This is a genomic window from Clostridium sp. Marseille-P299 (assembly GCF_900078195.1).
Classification (GTDB): Bacteria; Bacillota; Clostridia; order Lachnospirales; family Lachnospiraceae; genus Lachnoclostridium.
In genome coordinates, this window is sequence record NZ_FJVE01000005.1 from 275,942 (window position 1) to 296,826 (window position 20,885).

The 20,885-nt window shown below is 33.7% G+C and carries 14 protein-coding genes; 1 reads left to right on the forward strand and 13 read right to left on the reverse strand.

Annotated elements, in window-relative coordinates:
• Positions 1-67: 67 nt before the first annotated feature.
• The 12 genes from BN4220_RS03095 to BN4220_RS03150 form a co-directional block, all read right to left on the reverse strand.
• Entirely contained in the window at positions 68-715 is a 648-nt protein-coding gene (locus BN4220_RS03095; protein ID WP_066713458.1) for an HAD family hydrolase, read from the reverse strand.
• Positions 716-741: 26 nt separating this feature from the next.
• On the reverse strand, positions 742-1,263 hold the full coding sequence (locus tag BN4220_RS03100) for an STM3941 family protein (RefSeq protein ID WP_066713460.1): 522 nt from the start codon (positions 1,261-1,263) through the stop codon (positions 742-744).
• A gap of 321 nt (positions 1,264-1,584) precedes the next feature.
• Positions 1,585-3,183 (reverse strand): PEGA domain-containing protein, encoded by a 1,599-nt coding sequence (locus tag BN4220_RS03105; RefSeq protein ID WP_066713463.1) that lies wholly within the window; start codon positions 3,181-3,183, stop codon positions 1,585-1,587.
• A gap of 163 nt (positions 3,184-3,346) precedes the next feature.
• Positions 3,347-4,405, reverse strand: a complete 1,059-nt coding sequence (locus BN4220_RS03110) for a hypothetical protein (RefSeq protein WP_066713466.1) — start codon at positions 4,403-4,405, stop codon at positions 3,347-3,349.
• A 160-nt stretch (positions 4,406-4,565) separates the two neighbouring features.
• Positions 4,566-5,888: a CCA tRNA nucleotidyltransferase gene (locus BN4220_RS03115; protein ID WP_066713469.1), complete on the reverse strand. Its 1,323-nt coding sequence runs from the start codon at positions 5,886-5,888 to the stop codon at positions 4,566-4,568.
• A complete protein-coding gene (locus tag BN4220_RS03120) occupies positions 5,885-6,394 on the reverse strand; it encodes a DNA-deoxyinosine glycosylase (RefSeq protein ID WP_066713472.1) in 510 nt (169 codons plus the stop codon). The genes BN4220_RS03115 and BN4220_RS03120 overlap by 4 nt, the downstream gene beginning before the upstream one ends.
• Complete coding sequence (locus BN4220_RS03125; protein ID WP_242867729.1) at positions 6,369-8,819, reverse strand: glycogen/starch/alpha-glucan phosphorylase; 2,451 nt, start codon at positions 8,817-8,819, stop codon at positions 6,369-6,371. The genes BN4220_RS03120 and BN4220_RS03125 overlap by 26 nt, the downstream gene beginning before the upstream one ends.
• 256 nt (positions 8,820-9,075) lie before the next feature.
• A complete protein-coding gene (locus tag BN4220_RS03130) occupies positions 9,076-10,164 on the reverse strand; it encodes a dienelactone hydrolase family protein (RefSeq protein ID WP_242867730.1) in 1,089 nt (362 codons plus the stop codon).
• A gap of 226 nt (positions 10,165-10,390) precedes the next feature.
• Positions 10,391-11,896, reverse strand: coding sequence for an FAD-dependent oxidoreductase (locus BN4220_RS03135; RefSeq protein WP_066713477.1), 1,506 nt, complete (start codon positions 11,894-11,896; stop codon positions 10,391-10,393).
• Between the two features lie 114 nt (positions 11,897-12,010).
• Entirely contained in the window at positions 12,011-13,732 is a 1,722-nt protein-coding gene (gene abc-f / locus BN4220_RS03140; RefSeq protein WP_066713480.1) for a ribosomal protection-like ABC-F family protein, read from the reverse strand.
• 640 nt (positions 13,733-14,372) lie between these two features.
• Entirely contained in the window at positions 14,373-17,642 is a 3,270-nt protein-coding gene (gene ileS / locus BN4220_RS03145) for an isoleucine--tRNA ligase (protein WP_066713483.1), read from the reverse strand.
• Positions 17,643-17,737: 95 nt separating this feature from the next.
• Positions 17,738-18,232, reverse strand: coding sequence for an NUDIX hydrolase (locus tag BN4220_RS03150; protein WP_066713486.1), 495 nt, complete (start codon positions 18,230-18,232; stop codon positions 17,738-17,740).
• A 679-nt stretch (positions 18,233-18,911) separates the two neighbouring features.
• Between BN4220_RS03150 and BN4220_RS03155 the strand changes: the two genes are divergently transcribed.
• The gene (locus tag BN4220_RS03155) at positions 18,912-19,106 is read left to right on the forward strand and encodes a hypothetical protein (RefSeq protein WP_066713489.1); all 195 of its coding nucleotides are present in this window, start codon (positions 18,912-18,914) and stop codon (positions 19,104-19,106) included.
• A gap of 113 nt (positions 19,107-19,219) precedes the next feature.
• Here BN4220_RS03155 and BN4220_RS03160 read toward each other — a convergent pair whose 3' ends face one another.
• On the reverse strand, positions 19,220-20,581 hold the full coding sequence (locus tag BN4220_RS03160; protein WP_066713491.1) for a citrate/2-methylcitrate synthase: 1,362 nt from the start codon (positions 20,579-20,581) through the stop codon (positions 19,220-19,222).
• Positions 20,582-20,885 lie beyond the last annotated feature (304 nt).

Consider the following 20,885-nt stretch of genomic DNA (forward strand, 5'->3'; position numbering starts at 1 on the left):
TATCCACTTTAAAAGATAATTACAAGTAAAGATATCTTAGATTTATATTAAGATTTTATAAGTTTTCTTACAATGCGAAACAAATATCTCTCATTTCAGAAACTGTTTTTGCAATATAGTTAGCTCCCGCATCTTCGAATTCTTTTAAATTGCCAAAGCCATATAATACACCAATAGATTTTATCCCAAGCTTTTTTGCTCCAAGAATGTCATAACTGCGATCACCAACCATTATGATTTCATCTCTGTCTGTAATAGCATTCTTATCCATTGCATACTGAATTACCTCATGCTTCTTAGCCCTATCCCCATTGTCAGCCGAACCACATATATCAGTAAAGTATTGAGACAAATTATAGTGATCTAATATTTTCTTTGCCATACTCTCTGGCTTGGAAGTTGCAACAATTAATTTTTTCCCAGCCTCTGTTAAAGATTTCAGAGTATCTTCCATTCCTTCATAGACTATATTTTCGCACCAGCCAACTTCTATGTATCTTTCTTTATACTTTTTCACTGCTTCCTTTGTCTTTTCTTCATCAAACCCATAGTACTCCTTAAATGTATCAACCAAAGGCGGTCCGATATGAATTGTAAGGGTATCAAGGTTATCTACCTTTATTCCCAAAAAATCTAGGGAATACTGAATAGACTTTGTAATCCCCTCTTTCGGGTTTGTTATTGTTCCATCTAAATCCATAAATACATACTTCATCGCACATATTTCCTCTCTGTCTTTGATTAGTTAAATAAACTTTTGTAATCCTTTAATCTTTTTAATAGCATAGTATAAATATCTTCAATGGACATATCTTTTGCTGTGTCCACACGAATTGAAATTGGTGGATAGTTCATTTTAATATTCATTTTCGCAGCTCTTTGCTTACTCTTTGGTAATCGATTCATAAATTCGTTGACATTCTTCGGTGTTACCCCTATGACATGTTGTCCAAAAATATTAACTATTTCAACGGACTCAATTTCATCATATCCAATATATCCTACTCCGCTAGCACAGGACGTATCAATAATTCCATCTGTTGTAATGGTCAGCAAGGGTTTATTTTTACTTGCTCTATACAGTGCAACTGCTGTACTTATACCAAAAAATACAATACCTAAGACTCCTATTGCTTTGAATAACCTACTGTGTTCATATCTTCCAAACCCCCATAATATCATTGAGGCAATAAACATAATCCCTCCCGAGAGTACAATCTTATATGCCCTCGCACTAAGTTCTTCAATCACAATGTCTTCCATTTTAATCCCCATTCCTGCCCACGTTCTTTGTCCATAACAAGTTTGTGGTGCGCAAGCACAAACTTGTGTGTGAAAATTGATTTTTAATTTTCACACGATACTCCATGTTGACTTTCATCGTTCAATTTTTAAATGAAAGTCTATTATCAACCTATTTATTCTATGTATATTTTATCGGTATTGCACTCAAAAAGCAAGAAACTGAATAATATTTCAAATATACAAGAATTGCATACAAATAGCGTGCTTTTTTAAGTATTAGATTTTACATCTACTTACCTAAAAAACACGCTATATATTAATTTATATTCTTATAAAATCTTAGCTAAATGCTGGGAATTTAAGTACTGCATTCTCGCCATCATCCTCTAAATCTATGTTATAGGTCTTATTGCTATAACCATCTAATACTAATTTAATGGTATGATATCCAGTATACTTCTTAGTAACTAATTTCCCATTCTTAATCTTACCAATATAACTTCCATCGATATATACAAGAGTTCCTTCCGTGCAAGAAATTGTAAGAGTTTTAGATTCATCTACACCACCTATGGTAGGTTCCTCATCTTCATTTTCTTCCTCAGAGTCACTATTATCTTGATTACTATTATCCTCTTCGGCATCATTATCCTCAAGGTCCTCACCATCTTCAGTATCATTATCATCCGAATCTAGATCAGAACCATTCAAATCATTCGATTCATCCGTTGCATCATCATCCAAATCATTATTGGAATCACTATTTGAATCATTCCCCAAACCTGAACCCGTATTGTTATTATCTGTATTGCTTCCGTTATTAGAGTCAATGTTTGAGTCATTATCCGAATTATTCTCTGTGTTTCCATTTGTATTATCTGGTAAATTGATGTTGAATATTCGATCAGCACTATTCACAACAATGGTTCCATTATACGTGACATATCCCCCTAAAGAGACTTCTAACATATGCTCTCCATAGCTAAGTTCAATCGGCTGTGAGTGGTCTTTTTTAACACCATCTATGTAAAGAATTGCATCTTTTGGATTTATCTTAAAATGTACGAGTCCCTTTTCAGTATCAGACTCTCCATACTCTGAAACATCAAATAACGTTGTTTTATTTTTCTCAATGGTTAATTCTTTTGTACCAGATAAATCTCCATTCACCACTGTAATGGAATAATTCCCTTCCCTTACAGGGATTCTCATATTTTCTTCTATTTGTGTAATAACCTCAGTGCCAATATAAAGAATACCACCAATGTATTTCTCTTCCCCTGCAAGTTCTAAATATCCATGCCCTTTGGTTAAACTAATGACACAAACATTGTCCTTGGTTCCTCGAAGGGTCACATAATCCATGGTTAAAATATTTGATAATGAAATCGGTTGTGATTTATCTAATACCACCGCATTCTTTAAAAGAGGATACCTTTGACCATTGTAGGATAAAATTCCTTTTTCTTCATTAATGATAACTCCTGTTACGCCAATGCTTTCCCATGCATCTTTCGACACTTGAAGCTTAGCAAGTTTATTTTCATCTTCAATATAATATGCGTCAACAATTAAACCTTCTGTTAATTGAGGTGCCGCAATTATTTGATCATATTTATCCAGAAAATATGTACCACCACTATAGCGATACTCATGCTCCACACCATTTGAAATATCAAGGAGAGATACCTTTTTTTCTGTGGTGTCGATCTTTGTAATAACTCCTTGCATATGATCGCTATAAACTAGCGCATTACTACTGCTTGTAATTTCATTCATTGTATCCACTAAATCTTCTACTACATTTTTACCAACACTACTTAATGGTTTCTCACCAACCGCATAGATTACAGCTAATGTTACAATGGCTAAAAATGAGCATGTAATAAGTATCAGCATCGTTGTTGATGAATTTTTCTTTCTGTTAACGTTATGCAAATTAATACCTCTTCCGTTTCTATAAACCCCTCATTGTTATGGTATTTTACTAAATTCTGTTAAGTTACATGCTCATTATAATAAAATTCTATATCATAATCAACCTAAGAATACGCTAACGTTCTGTATTTCTAGCTTTTTAAGAATAAAGTACTAGAAGCATTTAGCAAGTACTGATTAAGGTCTCTATTTTTTGAAGAAATTTAGATTTTTGTGACATTTGCTCTTGCAGTGTTACTAATTTAAGCACATTCTTCTGAGGAATCCAAGACTTTTTATTGTTATAATAAAAGTTTGTGATTTTCCAGAACTTCTCAGGATATAGTAATAAGATATAGAGTAACTTCATCTCCTTCTTAGTTAACGGTTTAATTTTTTGATATTCTTCTAGAATATGATTTCCTATGGAGATATTCCAATCATTCTTTTCCATTGTTTTGCGAATGAACTGATACAGATCCGTTACTTGTAAGCCAAACACTGCCTTTTCATAATTTGTCGTGGCCACAAACCTTTCACATCCCTTTAGTTCTGCTGCATGACACAATTCTTCATTTGCTGCACTCTGATTTAGAACTAAAACATTATGATAGGTATAGTTTCCATGACAAATGCTACCTTCATTAATTGCCTCTTTAAGCATCTCATCATAGGATAGCTCCTTTAACAATTCAGTGGCGCTAAGTGCATCTTTATAGAATTCTTCACAAACACTTAAATAAGTGACCTCAAAATTATTTTTTTGCTTTCTATCTCTTATATAGGTTTTCACCCTTTTTAATTCTCTTGTTCTTTTTTCAAAGATGTCCATTAAGTTTTGTTGTACATTATATTTTCGCCAGTCCTCTTCAACCAAAACTCCCGTTAAGCAGCGATGTAAATCTGCCAAGTTACTTGCTGCCAAACGGATCTTATCGTCCTTTTTTAAATTGCATTCTTCGCCATCAAACCAATCTTTAATTATAAATTTTTCACCAAAGGCGTTTGCTGTAATGATAGAGCCTGATTCATTTCTAACAAAGCTGTCTACAAAAAAATAACCTTGGGCAAGTAGAAACATTTTCAAGGTATCCTCAAACTCTAAGCGATTTTCGCTACCCTCACAAGTGCACATAAGTTTTAATCCCTGATTGGTCTCCAGTAACAGGGCGCCTCTGGTACGATATGTATTGTAAATTACTAATTCATATTTGCTTATGATTTCCTGATTTCTATCCTCCACATTCCATCCCTCCAACTGAAAACTTACTCTCCCCTTCTCAATCTTTATTCCATGGGAGTTCATCTAATCTTATGTTAGAAATCGCAAAAAAATGCATTGTTTTATGTACTTTTTCAAACAATAGCAAAGAATTAGAAAAGGCTGTTACAAATAGCAAATGCTATTTCGTAACAGCCTCATTTAACGGTTTTATATATTGAACGACTTGTAATAACTCTTCTTTGGTGTTCTTTTCTGGGTTTTCTAATACGACTATAAGAAGTTTTTCTAACAGCACCCCAAGTTCTTTCCCAGGAGTATATCCAAGATCAATTAAATCTTTCCCATTAACACTTAACATCTTTAAATTTACACATTCATTCTTTTCTATGATATCAGCGTATAACTTTCTTGCTTTATGAAGAACATCCATATTAGTCGTTATTTCACTGGAATCCATTGCTAATATATCCGCTTCTTGTGTAAGAAATAAAAGTTCAATTGCATCAATTCCTATAAGGTTCACCGCTTTTCGCATTCCAGTTGGTGTTAAATCATATTGGTGTCCATGATGCTTAATAAGCCAGGTTACCATTGCAATTGTATCATTGTCAAATCGAAGCCTTTTTAAGATTTCTTTTGCTTTTTCATCACCAGCGGATATGCCCATTACTACATTTTTTAATAAAACAGACCACATTAACATTAGCTGGGTTTTCTTATCGTAGTTACTAGAAAGTTTTCTCATATTCTTAAGAGCTTTGATGCAATGTTCCATTAAAGAATACTCTTTATTACTTCCTTCTAATACCATACGATCAAATTCATTTAATACTATTTTTGTTATACCAGTTTCATAGCATACTACTATTTTTTCTGGATAATCCGATAGTAATAATTTATTTAATTCCTCTCGAATTCGCTCTGCACTAATGTTACATAGATTTTCGGCTTTTTCTTTCACCGCCTCTAATGTTTCATTCTCAATTTCAAAATTTAGCTGTGCGGAAAAGCGAACAGCACGTAAAATACGAAGTGCATCTTCATCAAACCGTTCTTTCGCACTGCCTACACAACGTATCATTTTATTATTAATGTCATTTAAGCCATCAAATGCATCCACTAATCCAACCACTTCATTATAAGCCATTGCATTAATAGTAAAATCGCGACGTTTTAAGTCTTCTATTAAATTTGTTGTAAATTCAACCTGCTTTGGATGCCTGTTATCTTCATACTCTCCATCAATACGATAGGTCGTTACTTCAAACCCTTCTGTTCCAAACATTACAGTAACTGTACCATGTTGTATCCCTGTATCAATTGTCCGATGAAATATATCTTTAACTTCATATGGACTTGCAGAAGTTGTGATATCCCAATCCTCTGGTATTCTTCCAAGGATTGAATCACGAATACAACCGCCTACCGCATAAGCATCATGACCATGCTTCATAAGTTCATTAATTATAGTATTTACTTTCGATGGTAGTGATATGGTCATTTGTCTACCTCTTCTTCCATTATCTGTTTCCATTCCTCACATAAACGCTCAAATGTCCAAGCCGCATTGGCTGGGCTTGTGGATGGTAGCTTAATTATATCGTGTTTTGTTACTGGAAAACAATACTTTTGATATAATTCATAAGCTTTATTTCCATTTGCATATATTTTTTGGATGGAGGTTTTCTTAAGTAATCCTGCAATATCAGCTGGGACCACATTTTTTATACTAGAATCGCTTGATCCTTCAATATCACAGCGATCAATTACATCCCAAATTGCAATATGATTTCTTAATATTATCTCTTTTTTCTCTTCTAAAGAACATGGAGTTTCCTCCCCATAAAGGCTAGAAATCACCTTCCAAAATCGATTTTGGGGATGATGATAATAAAATCCTCCTTCCCTTGATTTTACAGAAGGGAAGGAGCCTAATATTAATATTTTTGACTCTTTATTATATACCGGTCCAAAGGTATGTTTACATTGTAATTGTAACTTTTTCAAGATGCCATATTTCCTTTACATATTCTTCTATGGTACGATCTGATGAGAACTTACCACATTTTGCAACATTTAACAAAGATGATTTTGTCCATTTCTCTTTATTTTTATAAACAAACTCTACTTGTTTTTGAATAGCTTCATAAGCTCTAAAATCTTTTAAAATAAAGTATCGATCTGCACTCTCATAACCATTGGTTTCAATTAAGGATTGGTACAATTCCTTAAATAATTCTTTATTCCCAGCAGAATACGTACCATCAATCAATTGATCTAATACTTTTTTAATTTCAGAATCAGACTGATAAATTTCTCTTGGATTGTAACCTCCATGATTCTCATATTCAATCACCTCATCGGATGTTAATCCAAACATAAACGAATGATTCTCTCCAACTTCTTCTACAATCTCTATATTTGCTCCATCTAAGGTACCAAGTGTTAGTGCACCGTTTAACATAAATTTCATATTACCAGTTCCAGAGGCTTCTTTACTTGCCGTTGAAATTTGCTCAGAGATATCCGCTGCAGCAAAAATAAGCTCTGCATTTGATACACAGTAATTCTCGATAAAAACAATTTTTATTTTACCTTCAATTGAAACATCATTATTAATTGTTTCTGCTACTGCATTAATAAGTTTAATAATTTCTTTCGCCCTACGATAACTAGGAGAAGCCTTCGCCCCAAAAATAAAGGTTCTTTTGTGAAATTCTAAATCTTTATTCGACTTTAACTGATTGTATAAATGCATGATGTGCAGAATATTAAGTAACTGCCGTTTATACTCATGTAAGCGTTTCACTTGCACGTCAAAAAGCGAATTAGGATCAACCTCGATTCCATTATGCTCCTTGATATACGCTGCTAAACGGCATTTATTTTTATATTTGATCTCTGCAAATTCTCTTAACGCAGTTTTATCTTCTATTAGTGGTGAGAGCTCATCAAGTTTTGATAAATCTACAATCCAATCCTCACCTATTTTACTCGTGATCCATTCTGAAAGCAACGGATTTCCATGGAGTAAAAACCTTCTCTGTGTAATTCCATTTGTCTTATTATTGAACTTATCAGGCCATAATTCATAGAAATCTTTTAATTGTTCTCTTTTTAAGATTTCTGTATGAAGTTTTGCAACTCCGTTAATAGAGAAACATGCTACTACTGCTAAATTAGCCATTTTAACTTGATCATTATAAAGTATTGCCATGGTTTCAATCTTATGGTTGTTGCTAGGGTATCTTTCTTTTAGAAAAATAATGAAACGTCGATTGATTTCCTCAATAATTTGATAAACTCTTGGTAAGAGTTTTTGAAAAAGCTCAATTGGCCATTTTTCAAGAGCTTCAGACAAAATTGTATGGTTTGTGTATGCACAGGACTTTGTAGCAATTTCCCATGCATCATCCCATGAGATATTATATTCGTCCATAAGGATTCGCATAAGTTCTGGAATTGCAACTGTTGGATGGGTATCGTTTAATTGAAAACAAACTTTTTCGTGAATATTCTTAATATCCTTATGGGACTTCATATATTGTTTTACCGCACTTTGCACACTTGCTGAAACGAAAAAATACTGTTGTCTTAATCTTAATTCTTTTCCAGCATAATGACTATCATTTGGATAAAGTACTTCACAAATAAGACTAGCTATATTTTCCTGTTCCAATGCTTTTGCATAATCACCTTTATTAAGAGCATTTAAATCTAAGCTATTTATTGCTTTTGCATCCCAGATTCTAAGGGTATTTACCATATGATTCCCATATCCAACCACAGGGATATCATAAGGAATAGCTTCAATAGACTGAAAGTTTTCTTGCACGAAACAATCTCGGTTTAACTCATCTTTTTTAACACGTACATATCCACCAAATTTTATAATCTGGGAATAATCACTACGTTTTAATTCAAATGGATTCCCTTCCTTTAGCCACTCATCTGGTATCTCCACCTGATATCCGTCTACAATCCTTTGTTTAAACATACCATGTTTATAGCGGATTCCACATCCATAAGCAGGATAGGAAAGAGAAGATAGAGATTCCAGAAAACAAGCGGCTAATCTTCCAAGTCCCCCATTTCCAAGACCAGCATCGGGTTCTTGATCTTCAATTACATTAAGGCAAATTCCTAGCTCCTCTAGCACTTCTTTCACAATTGTATTGGCATTTAAATTGATTAATGTATTTCCAAGGGTACGTCCAATCAAGAATTCCATTGATAGATAGTAAACTCTTTTAACATCTAATTCCTCGCATTTCTTTTGTGTTGCAATCCACCAATCTATAATGAAATCTTTTAATGCATATGCTACTGCTTGATAAATTTGTTGCTCATTAGCCTCTTTTATATTACAGAAAAAATGTGTTTTTAAATTCGTTTCAATGTTACGCTTCAATACTTCTTTATTTAATTCCATTTCTCCTCCCATTCCCCCGCTATAGCGGAAAACGTTTCATGAAGGAAGCCCTTTTGCATTATTTTAGTAATCATGTTTCATCACTTTATACATAGCAATACGACATTCCTCATATAAAAAGATTCTTCCCATGGAATTGCTTAAAAAACAAATATTCAATATAAATAAAAAACCGTCTAGTTTATTATATGTAACCAGCACGTCTTCGTAACAATAAAACAAATAAAGGAACTATATAAGTAGTATAGGTATTATATTAAAAGAAATTTTTAAATACTTCTTTATGAAAGCAGTGTCCACCCTCACGAATATCCTGTGTTAATTTATTATCAGCAGAATATAATTGGTAAGCTTGTCTCATGATATCCACTTGCTCATTTACATTTAAAAGGCCTCTTGCCCCATTTAAATGGTCATTTTTACAAGATTGTATACACACTTTTCTTGGTGCAAGCAATGCCCCGATGTCCCCCATATCAAAATGTTCCCACAAATGTGGTACATAGTTACAATTACAGTTTCCATTGAGCACTAAAAGTGAGTCCTTATATCCGTACATATATCCGCTGATAATGCATTGTTTTATTCTATCGTCAAGAGCAGCCGTCATTAATGTTTGCATTCCTCCTCCTGAGAAACCAACACATCCCAACTCTGTCATATCCCATTCATTGTTTTGCTCTATCCAATCTATTAATCGAGACAAATCCCACGTAAGCATCCCAATGACTGTCATCCCAAGAGGCTCTGCCATATGTGCTAGTTGATAACATGCACCACCGATATAAGCACTTTCCTCATCCTTTTGAAAAGCAAGTTCTCTACGCTCTCCAAAACCCCTGACATCTGGAATGAGCGTTATGAAACCTTCTTTCGCGAGTTCCAAGCCATAGTCATAGTTAAACTTATCAATTGCATCTGAAATAGCTGGAATTTCTCTTCTTCCTGCAAGTGACTCTTTTCCACCACCACTATGGCCTTGTACCGCTATCATACAGGCTGGTTTATTTCCATTTTCATTCTTTACATAACGTTGATTCTTTTCCTCTGGATACAGTACATAAAATGGCATAAAAACACCTGGTTCTGTCTGTAATAACTTCTTTTCTCGCTTAATTCCTTCTTCTATCATTGATACCTCAAGGGTTTCACAATGTAGTTCGGGCATTTCCATCTTTTCCAAGCCAAGAAGCTCATGCAATTTTGCCCTTGCCTCTTCTTTCCATAACGTAAATTCCTGAATATTTTTTGCTTTTAGCTTATCTTTTCTTGCATATTTGTCAAACTTAGTTTTCATTAGATCTAGACAAGTATAATATTTTTCTACCTTCTCTATACGTTCCACTTTTGTACCCTCATTTCTTTTCATTATATTTGTGATTATATTTGCATCTCTATTTCATTCGTTATTAAATATTTTACTAAACGAATTAATGTTAAATGCTATTAAATGCTTATGATTATAGAGTAAAACTTAAATGCTTTTTTGTTGGTATCTTTTAGTGACCCTATTTAAATCTTATATTACATTAATTGTATCACAAAAAATCATACAATGTACAGTGACACTCTTATTCATCCTCTTTCTCATTCTGCGATTCATTCTCTAATTTATTCTCTTTTTCATCCTCTTTTAAATCCATCGTCACCCATACTCCAGTCATTGCAGGTTCATCTATTAGATTACCTTTATAATCAAATCTAGACCCATGACAAGGACAGTCAAAGCTCTTTTCATCTGGATTATACGTCAATTCGCATCCTAGGTGTGGGCATTTTGTAGAAACAAAATGGGTCTCCCCTTTTTCATCTCTATATACACCATATTTCTCACCATTATGTGAAATGATTCCCCCATGTCCTGGTGCTAAAGCAGATAACTCAGCACTTGCTGAACTTAAGAATTCTTTTGAAAGTCCCTTTACAGCTTGCATACCATCATGTAACAAGTTTTTCATTGAAGCTGTCACATGGAATCTTTGTGGTGTAAATAGTTTATCATAGGGATTATGATTACCAGTTGCTAAATCAGTTATTAATTTTGCTCCTACCATAGAACTTGTCATTCCCCATTTGCCAAAACCCGTTCCAACAAACCAATTTGAGTTTGCATTAGAAAAATGCCCTATATATGGAATTCCATCTAGAGTCATACAATCTTGAGCTGACCATTGAGCGACTACTTTACTTCCTTTAAAATAAGTCTCTGATTCTTGCTCCAGTTTTTGATATCGTCCGCCTTCTTTATTCTCACCAGTTCTATGACTTCCACCACCGAATAAAACATATTGGCCAAAATCTCTCATGGTATGTCCATCTTCATTGCCAAGGTACATGCCATTTACTTTGTTTGCATTGGCTAAAGAAAGTAAATAAGTCCTTTCTTGATGCATCCTTAGAAAATAATATCCAGGAGTTCTTAAAAACGGATAATGTGTCGCTAGAACAATCTGTTTTGCCTCAACTTTAAAATTATCTCCTAGAACCGCATGCTCCTCCACCTTTTTAACCTTTGATTGTTCATAGATTTCTAACTGCTTAGCTAGTTTTTTTATAAACTTAATTGGGTGAAATTGTGCTTGGTTATGAAAGCAAACAGCACCTTTATTTTCAACGGGTATGTTAAGTGTCTCTAAAAATTCTGCTTCTATCCCAAAAGACTTTGCTACGTTGGCTTCCCGCTTTAATTCCGTAGTATCACCGTTTGTATAAATATAAGCTGGGGTTTTTTCAAAGTCACAATTAATAGTTTCCTCCTGCACTAAAGTCTCATAGTCCTTAATTGCTTGTTCATTGGCCATGGCATAGAATTTGGCACTTTCTTCCCCTATCGTATCTAATAATTTACTATAAATGATGCCATGTTGTGATGTGATTTTTGCTGTTGTATTTTTTGTCTGTCCACTAGCAATTCGATTTCCTTCTACAACCACCACTTTCTTACCTGCTTTTTGCAAATAATAAGCCGTTAATATTCCAAATATCCCTGCACCAACGACAACTACATCTGCGTTAATCGTCCCGTGCAAGGATGGCCTTTCATCAATAGTCTCCGTCTTTGTCCATATAGAATCCATAACAATCTCCTAACAATCTTTTTAATGTTAGGATACACATTTTTACCAATTATTATTAAGGAATTTAACATTACATTGTTGGAGTAAAAAACTAGCTATTTTCCACTAGATAAATCAAAATTCTAATTCTTTCATTTGTTTTATTATACTTTGATATTCCTGCTCTAAGGCTTCTTTATCCTCATTCTTACGATTAAAACGCCCAATGATATTTGCTCTTTGAAGCTCCAGTAACATTCGTTTTTCCTCTATTTTTTTTACATCTTTTTTCTTTGCCTTTTGCAGCTGCTCATTTTTAAAGATTTTGTACTGCCTTAATTTTCCAGGAAAGGAGCGAATCTTCTTCTGTTCAATTACAAGTAGCTCTTGTGCTACTTCATTTACAAAAGCTTCATCATGGGAAACAAAAATTATAGTACCTTCATATTCTTTGATCATTTGCTGTAATGCAAGTATGGAAGGCATATCAAGATAATTTGTTGGTTCATCTAATAACAACACATTATGCTCTGAAATAAATAGCCTCGCAAGACTTAGCTTTATTCGTTCTCCACCACTTAAGACTTCTGCTTTTTTATTAATATCATCTGCTGTAAATAAAAATTTTGCTAAAACGCTTCGAATTGTTTTATCTGACTGTATTGCTCCTTCATACATATTCTCTAAAACAGTCTTTTCAAGATTTAATGTATCCATGTTTTGCGTAAAATAAGCAATTTTCGCCTTGGGAACAGTGGTTATACCAAGCTTTTCTATATCTTTATAGCTGCGCATAATCCCATTTAGTAAGGTTGTTTTTCCTGCTCCATTTTCGCCGATGAGCGCTATTTTTTTACCATTCGGTACTCGAAAGTCTACATCTTTAAAAATAACATGTTCCCCATAGGAAACATTTAATCCCTCCCCTCGAATTACATACGCATTTTCTGGTGGATTTGTAAGTGAGAAATCGATATACATTCTTTTATCACTCTGTGGCTTTTCTTTTACCTCTAGCTTTTCGATTCTTTTTCTTACATTTTCAGCACTTTTATTCATACTACGTTGCTTTCCCCCATAATTTCTACCCGTAACGCATAAGAAATTACGTAGGTTGGCTTCCCGTTTACTCATTCCTTTTGGAATCTTTGCTATATCTTTGGCAGCCTCTTTTTTCTTTAGATAGACGACTTCAAGTCGTTTTTTCTCTGTAATATATTCTTCGTATTCTGTTTCTTCTCTCTGTCTTTCCTTTTCTCTTAACTCTTTATACGTATCATAATTTCCAGAATAACAGTAAATTTTTTTATCTCTTAGCTCCCAAATCTGATGACAGCATTTATTTAACAGTGCACGATCATGGCTAACTATAATATAACTTTCTAATGCCTTAATCTTATCCCCAACTAATTGCTCCCCTTTTTCATCTAAATTAGCCGTTGGTTCATCCAATAAATAAAGCATCGCTCGCTTACTAAAGGCTTTTGCTATTTTTATTCGCATCTCTTCTCCGCCACTAACAACCTCTTGATTCATTTTTTCTTGAATGTTAAATAGCTTTTCAGCTTTCGCAAATTCTTTATTTATGAACTCAGTATCACATAAAGTTTCATTCTTAGACCTTGTATTTATATCATTTTGCATTTGCTTTAAATATGTGATTGTTCCAAACCTTTGAATATCTCCTTCATCCAATTCTAAATCCCCTGCAATCATATGCAATAAAGTTGTTTTACCAATACCATTGGCTCCAATCAATCCAATCTTATCTCCTTGAAATACTTCTAAGTTCATATCTTTAAATAAAACTCTATCACCAAATATTTTTGAAATGTGGTTTATTTTTAATAATAGCATAAAAAAAATCCCTCCTGACAAACCCATGCCGGAAAGATTATAATCATTTTTCTAAAATTAAGAGTATCATTTGCAAAACCTAAAGTAGCCCTTGATATATGCAAATAAATCATAATGCCTATAACAACGCAAGTATAAAGGTACATAAAAAGTATATCCGATTCCAAGGTAACTCATAAACTTTTGGATTCATTTAAAATCCCCTATATCTTTCATATGAAAAACATGGGACAAATAAATTATAGTTTATGCTCTTCCTATCCAGCAGATTTTGCAATGAAATGATATTATAATCTGTAATCCAGCTTGGTAAACAGACCTGGCACACCAAGTCTTACATACAAAACAATAGCGCAATTTTTCTATTGCGTTACTTAACACTAAATTGTTTTGAACACTGAATTACTTAATAAACATTCCATCACCTAAAGCCAAGATATTGGCTACCTTTCATATTTTTCTAAAGTATATGATATTTCCAAATATCTGTCAATGATAAAAATTTTTAAAGCTTATTGGATAAAGGACAAAAGAAATTAAGTCATTGTATTTGATAAAAATACATAATAAAACAAGGAAGTCTACGCCAAAATGGAGTAGGACTTCCTTGCTAATGTTAAATCATAACCTATTTATAATATTATCTTTTCTCTACAGCAAGTGTAACATCTTCGCCGTTTAAGTTCCATTCTTTTTCAAATCCACTTAAACGATCAAAAATAATTTCATCTGCCAATACAACTGTCTTAATTTCATCAAGGTTCTTAGATGCAATTTCTTTGATCTTATCGTTTCCAGATACATAAACATTAATATGATCCATTACTTCAAAGCCAGCATCTTTACGCATTGTCTGAACTTTACTAATTAATTCACGAACAAATCCTTCTTCGATTAATTCTTCTGTTAAGTTTGTATCTAATACAACAGTAATACCATAGTCAGAATCAGAAACATAACCTTCCATTTGCATCGCATCAATTAGTAAATCATCTTTTTCTAATACTTCTTCTACTCCATCAACGGTAATTGTTAAAGTACCCTTTTCATTTAATTCATCCATAGCCTTGTTTCCATTAAGTCCTGAAAGAACTTCTTTTAGAGCATTTAATCTGCTACCAAAACGACGTCCTAATGTCTTTAACTGTGGTTTAAATGTATAAGAAGTAAAATCACGTACATCAGAAGTAAATGTTACATTTTTTACGTTAAGTTCATCTGCGATGATTTCTTTATAAAAATCAGACATTCCTTCTACTGTATTTCCAGCATCATCAGTATGAGTGATATCTGCTTTTACATACATCTTACCGATTGGCTGTCTTTGTTTGATGTTTGCTGTATTTCTACAAGCACGACCAAGAACAACGATATCAAGAACTGCTTCCATATCTTTTTCAAGCTCTGCGTTAATTAATGCTTCATCATATGCTGGGAAATCGCATAAATGAACACTGATAGGAGCTGTTCTATCAATGCTGCATACAAGGTTACGATAAATATCTTCTGCCATAAATGGAATCATAGGTGCAGATGCCTTAGCAATTGTAACTAATGCTGTATAAAGAGTCATGTAAGCATTGATCTTATCTTGTTCCATTCCCTTAGCCCAGAAACGTTCACGACCACGTCTTACATACCAGTTACTCATTTCATCCACAAATTCTTGTAATGCTCTTGCAGTTTCTGGAATCTTGTAGTTCGCTAAATTCTCATCCACTGTCTTAACAACAGAATTTAATTTAGATAATAACCACTTATCCATAACTGGAAGTTTATCATATTCTAATTGATACTTCGTTGCATCAAAGTTATCAATATTTGCATAAAGTACAAAGAATGCGTAAGTATTCCATAATGTACCCATGAATTTACGTTGACCTTCTACTACCGCTTTTCCGTGGAAACGATTTGGTAACCATGGAGCTGAGTTAATATAGAAGTACCAACGAATTGCATCCGCACCATACTCTGCTAATGCATCAAATGGATCTACAGCATTTCCTTTGGATTTACTCATCTTTTGACCATTTTCATCTTGAACGTGACCAAGAACGATAACATTCTTATAAGGTGCTTTGTTAAAGATTAATGTTGAAATTGCTAACAAGGAATAGAACCATCCTCTTGTCTGGTCAACCGCCTCTGAAATAAAGTCCGCAGGGAATTGTTGTTCAAATAAATCCTGATTTTCAAATGGGTAATGATGTTGTGCAAATGGCATTGCACCAGAGTCAAACCAGCAGTCAATAACTTCTGGAACACGTTTCATCTGCTTACCACATTCGGAACACTTAATCGTTACAGCATCAATATATGGGCGGTGTAACTCAATATTATCTGGACAATTATCAGACATTGATTTTAATTCTTCAATGCTTCCAATGGAGTGCATATGACCACATTCACATTGCCATACATTCAGTGGTGTTCCCCAGTAACGGTTACGGCTAATACCCCAGTCTTGAACGTTTTCTAACCAATCACCAAAACGTCCTTTACCAATGCTTTCAGGAATCCAGTTAATTGTATTATTATTACGGATTAAGTCTTCCTTCACAGCTGTCATTTTGATAAACCAAGATTCTCTTGCATAATAGATTAATGGTGTATCACATCTCCAGCAGAATGGATAACTATGCTCAAATTTAAGAGATTTGTATAATAATCCTTTCTCTCTAAGCATTTTCATAATACCTTCGTCTGTCTTTTTACAGAATACTCCTGCAAAATCAGTAACTTCTGGCTTCATTTCACCTTTTTCATCTACTAATTGTACGAATGGAAGGTCATATTTACGTCCAACGTTAGCATCGTCTTCACCAAATGCAGGTGCAATATGAACCACACCAGTACCATCTGTTAATGTTACATAGGTATCGCATGTTACATAGTAAGCTTTTTTACCATTCACATTGTCTCTATTTGCCTTTGGATTCTTTGTACCATCTGGATTATTAAATGCATAATCAAATAGTGGTTCGTATTCTTTATATTCTAAGTCTGTACCTACATAAGTCTCTACAACTTGGTAATCACCTTCAATAACTTTAAGTAATGCTTCTGCTAAGATGTAGTATTCTTTTGCAACAACGGTATTTGCCTCTGTAAGTTCTTCCCCTTCTTTTGGCGCTTTTACAACATCACCTTTTGCATTAACACCAACTTCAACTTTTACATAAGTTTCCTCTGGGTTTACACAAAGGGCCACGTTAGATGGTAATGTCCATGGAGTTGTTGTCCAGGCTAAAATATATTCGTTTTCTGTATCTTTTACTTTAAACTTAGCAATTGCAGATTTTTCTTTTACATCCTTATAACCTTGAGCAACTTCATGAGAAGAAAGAGGAGTTCCACAACGTGGACAATAAGGAACGATCTTGTATCCTTTGTATAAAAGGCCCTTATCCCAGATTTTCTTAAGTGCCCACCATTCGGATTCAATAAAGTTATTATCATAAGTTACGTATGGGTTATCCATATCTGCCCAGAAACCTACTGTACCTGAGAAATCTTCCCACATACCTTTGTATTTCCAAACACTTTCTTTACACTTATCGATAAATGGTTCAAGTCCATATTTCTCAATTTGCTCTTTTCCATCTAAGCCTAATAATTTTTCAACTTCAAGTTCAACAGGAAGCCCGTGAGTATCCCAGCCTGCTTTTCTTGGAACCATATATCCTTTCATTGTACGATATCTAGGAATCATATCTTTGATAACACGTGTTAAAACGTGACCAATGTGAGGCTTTCCATTTGCAGTTGGAGGACCATCATAAAACGTATAGGTTTCTCCTTCTTTTCTTGAATCAATACTCTTTTCAAAGATTTCATTTTCTTTCCAAAAATTTAGAACTTCTTTTTCTCTGTCAACAAACTTCATGTTTGTAGATACTTTTTGGTACATGTGAATTCATCCTTTCTACTTATATTCCTTTATTCAAAAATTAGGGAAATATCGTTTTAACTTTTTTCTTAAACAATTAAACATTGTATGTCACATTATTTTTCATCTATATAATCAAGTAGTGAATCTAAATATGGATAGGAATGAAATTCGCCATTTGCAACCATTTCTTTTATTTCACTACTAGTAGCCCATTTTGCATCTGAAACCTCTTCCTCTTGAAGAGTAAGCTCTGAAATAGTTACATTGCTTCGAACAATCCATACTCCATTATAGCTACTTTCACGTTTAAAAACTGCAAATAGCTCCATGTTCTTTTCTTCCGCTAAAATTCCCACTTCTTCATTTAATTCTCGAATACAGGCCTCATACATATCTTCACCCTTGATTGCTGAGCCTCCTGTTGCTGCCCAGCTCCCTGGTTTCCATGCCACTGTATCGCTTCTTTTTTGAATCAATATTTCTTTTTTATCATTCACTGGATATATATGCACTACCAAATGGTAATCTCCACGGGCTAATTCTTTACCTCTTTCATGCACTCGACCTGTTTTCCTAAAACATTGATCATAAACATCCCAAAGTTCCATACTCACCTCTCTGATTTGTCTTCTCATTGATTTGTAAGAACCAATAATTGTTTTATATTTTCCTATGTGTGAGTGCGTATCCTACGTGATTTCTTGATTTCCTGATTTATAAAGCAAAGCTTTTTTGCTTTTATTTATTATAAATAGAACAAAAGTGTGCTTCGCACACTCTCGCGAGCAAATACTGCCCAAGCACAGCTTTTGTTCCGCGCGCGTAGCTGCGCATCATTTGCCCGTAGGGCTTTTATTTAATAGGAAATGCAGAGCAATTTCCTATTAAATAAAAAAGCTCTCATCCAAAACAGGATGAGAGCATATATGCAATCACGTAACCACCTATTTCACGTACTCCATCTCTTTACAGGAGCCTTTCCTGTAAATACAACTTTTATACATTACCCATATAACGGTAGGTACCGACAAAGCTTACTAACTGTTCAGCCTTGCAACTTAGAAGTGATTTTCAGATATCCTCTACTCGTATCGCACTTACACTCTCTGCGACTCGCTTTGACTTTCCTTGATTCTTACTCTCTTCGTCAACGTTTTTATAATTTTAACTTTATGTTGTTTATCTTAGTATAGAAAATATTATTTGTCAATGGAATTTCTACCACAGATTTAAAATTCATGAATATTAAATAGAAAGTCTCACAAACTAAACTTGAGGTGATAATAAATGGATCCATTTTCTTTTGATTCAGACGATAATTTTAGTAGTAGAGTCTATCCAGTTGTAACATTTACTAATTATAGTATTGATGATTACATTGAAACATTGGATAGTTCAACAAAAGAAGCAATCGCAAGAAACCGAGATCAATTTCAAACTAGAGCGGACGTCGAAAGATTTGTTAAAGGCCTACGTGGCTAAACTATTTTGATGTACTAAAAACAATTATATTATGTAGTATGTAACTGGGGCTGTTAAGCGTGAATTTAAAATTATTATACTCATGCATAATCAGTCCCTTTACTTTATATTTATTATTGCCGTTTATCTAACGGACTATATTCTCTTTGTGTCGCAATGCTTTGGTAAGCTGGACGAATAATTTTTTCTGCACTAACGATTTCCTCTAAGCGATGTGCACTCCACCCAACGATTCTTGCAATTGCAAAAATAGGAGTGTAGAGTTCTAATGGAAGTCCAAGTAGATGATACACAAATCCACTATAAAAGTCTACATTGGTGTTAACACCTTTATATATTCTTCTTTCTTCTGCAATTAGTTTTGGCGCAAGTTTCTCAACGGTTGTATAAAGATTAAACTCTGCTTCCTGCCCCTTATTTTTTGCAAGTTCTTCTACAAATATTTTAAATATTTCTGCTCTAGGGTCTGATATGGAATATACTGCATGCCCAATTCCATAAATAAGTCCAGACTGATCAAATTCTTCTTTTCGTAGTACTTTTCTTAAATAATTAGCAACTTCATCTTGGTCTTCCCAATTGTAAACCTTCGCTTTCAGGTCTTCAAACATCTGCATTACTTTAATATTGGCTCCACCATGTCTTGGACCTTTTAAAGACCCGAGTGCAGCTGCCATAACTGAATATGTATCCGTTCCAGAAGAGCTAACAACTCGTGTTGTGAAAGATGAATTATTACCACCACCATGTTCCATATGAAGAACTAAAGCCAAATCAAGTACAGCTGCTTCAAACTTCGTATACTTTTTATTAGGTCTTAGCATCATTAAAATATTTTCTGCAGTTGATAATTCTTCTTTGGGTGGATGAATAAATAAACTATTACCGATACTTTGATTGTATGCATGATAACTATATACTGCCAACATAGGAAATTGACTTATTAGATTTAGACATTGTCTCATTACATTAGAAAGAGAAGTATTCTCCGCATCGGAATCATAGGAATATAGTGTTAAAATACTTTTAGACAAAGAAATCATCATATCCTTGCTAGGAGCCTTCATAATTACATCACGAAAAAAGTTTTGTGGAAGTGTTCGTCTTTTCCCCAATTCCGCTTTAAATTCCTTTAGCTCCTCCTCATTTGGTAGCTCTCCTACCAATAATAAATACGCAATCTCTTCAAATCCAAAACGTCCTTCACTTAAAAAGCCTTGTGTTAGATTACGAATATCATATCCTCTATAATATAACTTACCTTCACATGGTACTTCTTCGCCCTTCACAATGTCTTTTGCATGTACTTCTGAGATATTCGTTAATCCAGCCACAACACCTTTCCCATTAATATCTCTTAATCCACGCTTCACATCATATTCTTTGTATAAGTCAGATTCCACTTTATCACATCTTTCACATACCTCCACCAACTTCTTCACCTGTGGTGTTATTTGAAAAATTACTTCTTGCATAGAATTCCTCCTTATGATATATTTAACAACGTTAATTATTGGTTTTACTTATAAGTATCTAATAAATTGAAACCTCTGTCAATATTTTTTTCAATATTTTAGTAAATTATTATACATGTCTGTTAATTTTTATTAAACTAAAAAATATAGTACTTATAAAAAACACCTAAAAGATATATAATTACTGATAGGATATGAAACTTATTTAAAAAACTTATTAATATTCCGTTAACAAAAGGATTTAAAACCAATGTATAAATACCCATAAATTCTCCTCTGTAAATTCCTTCTATGCTTAATTCAA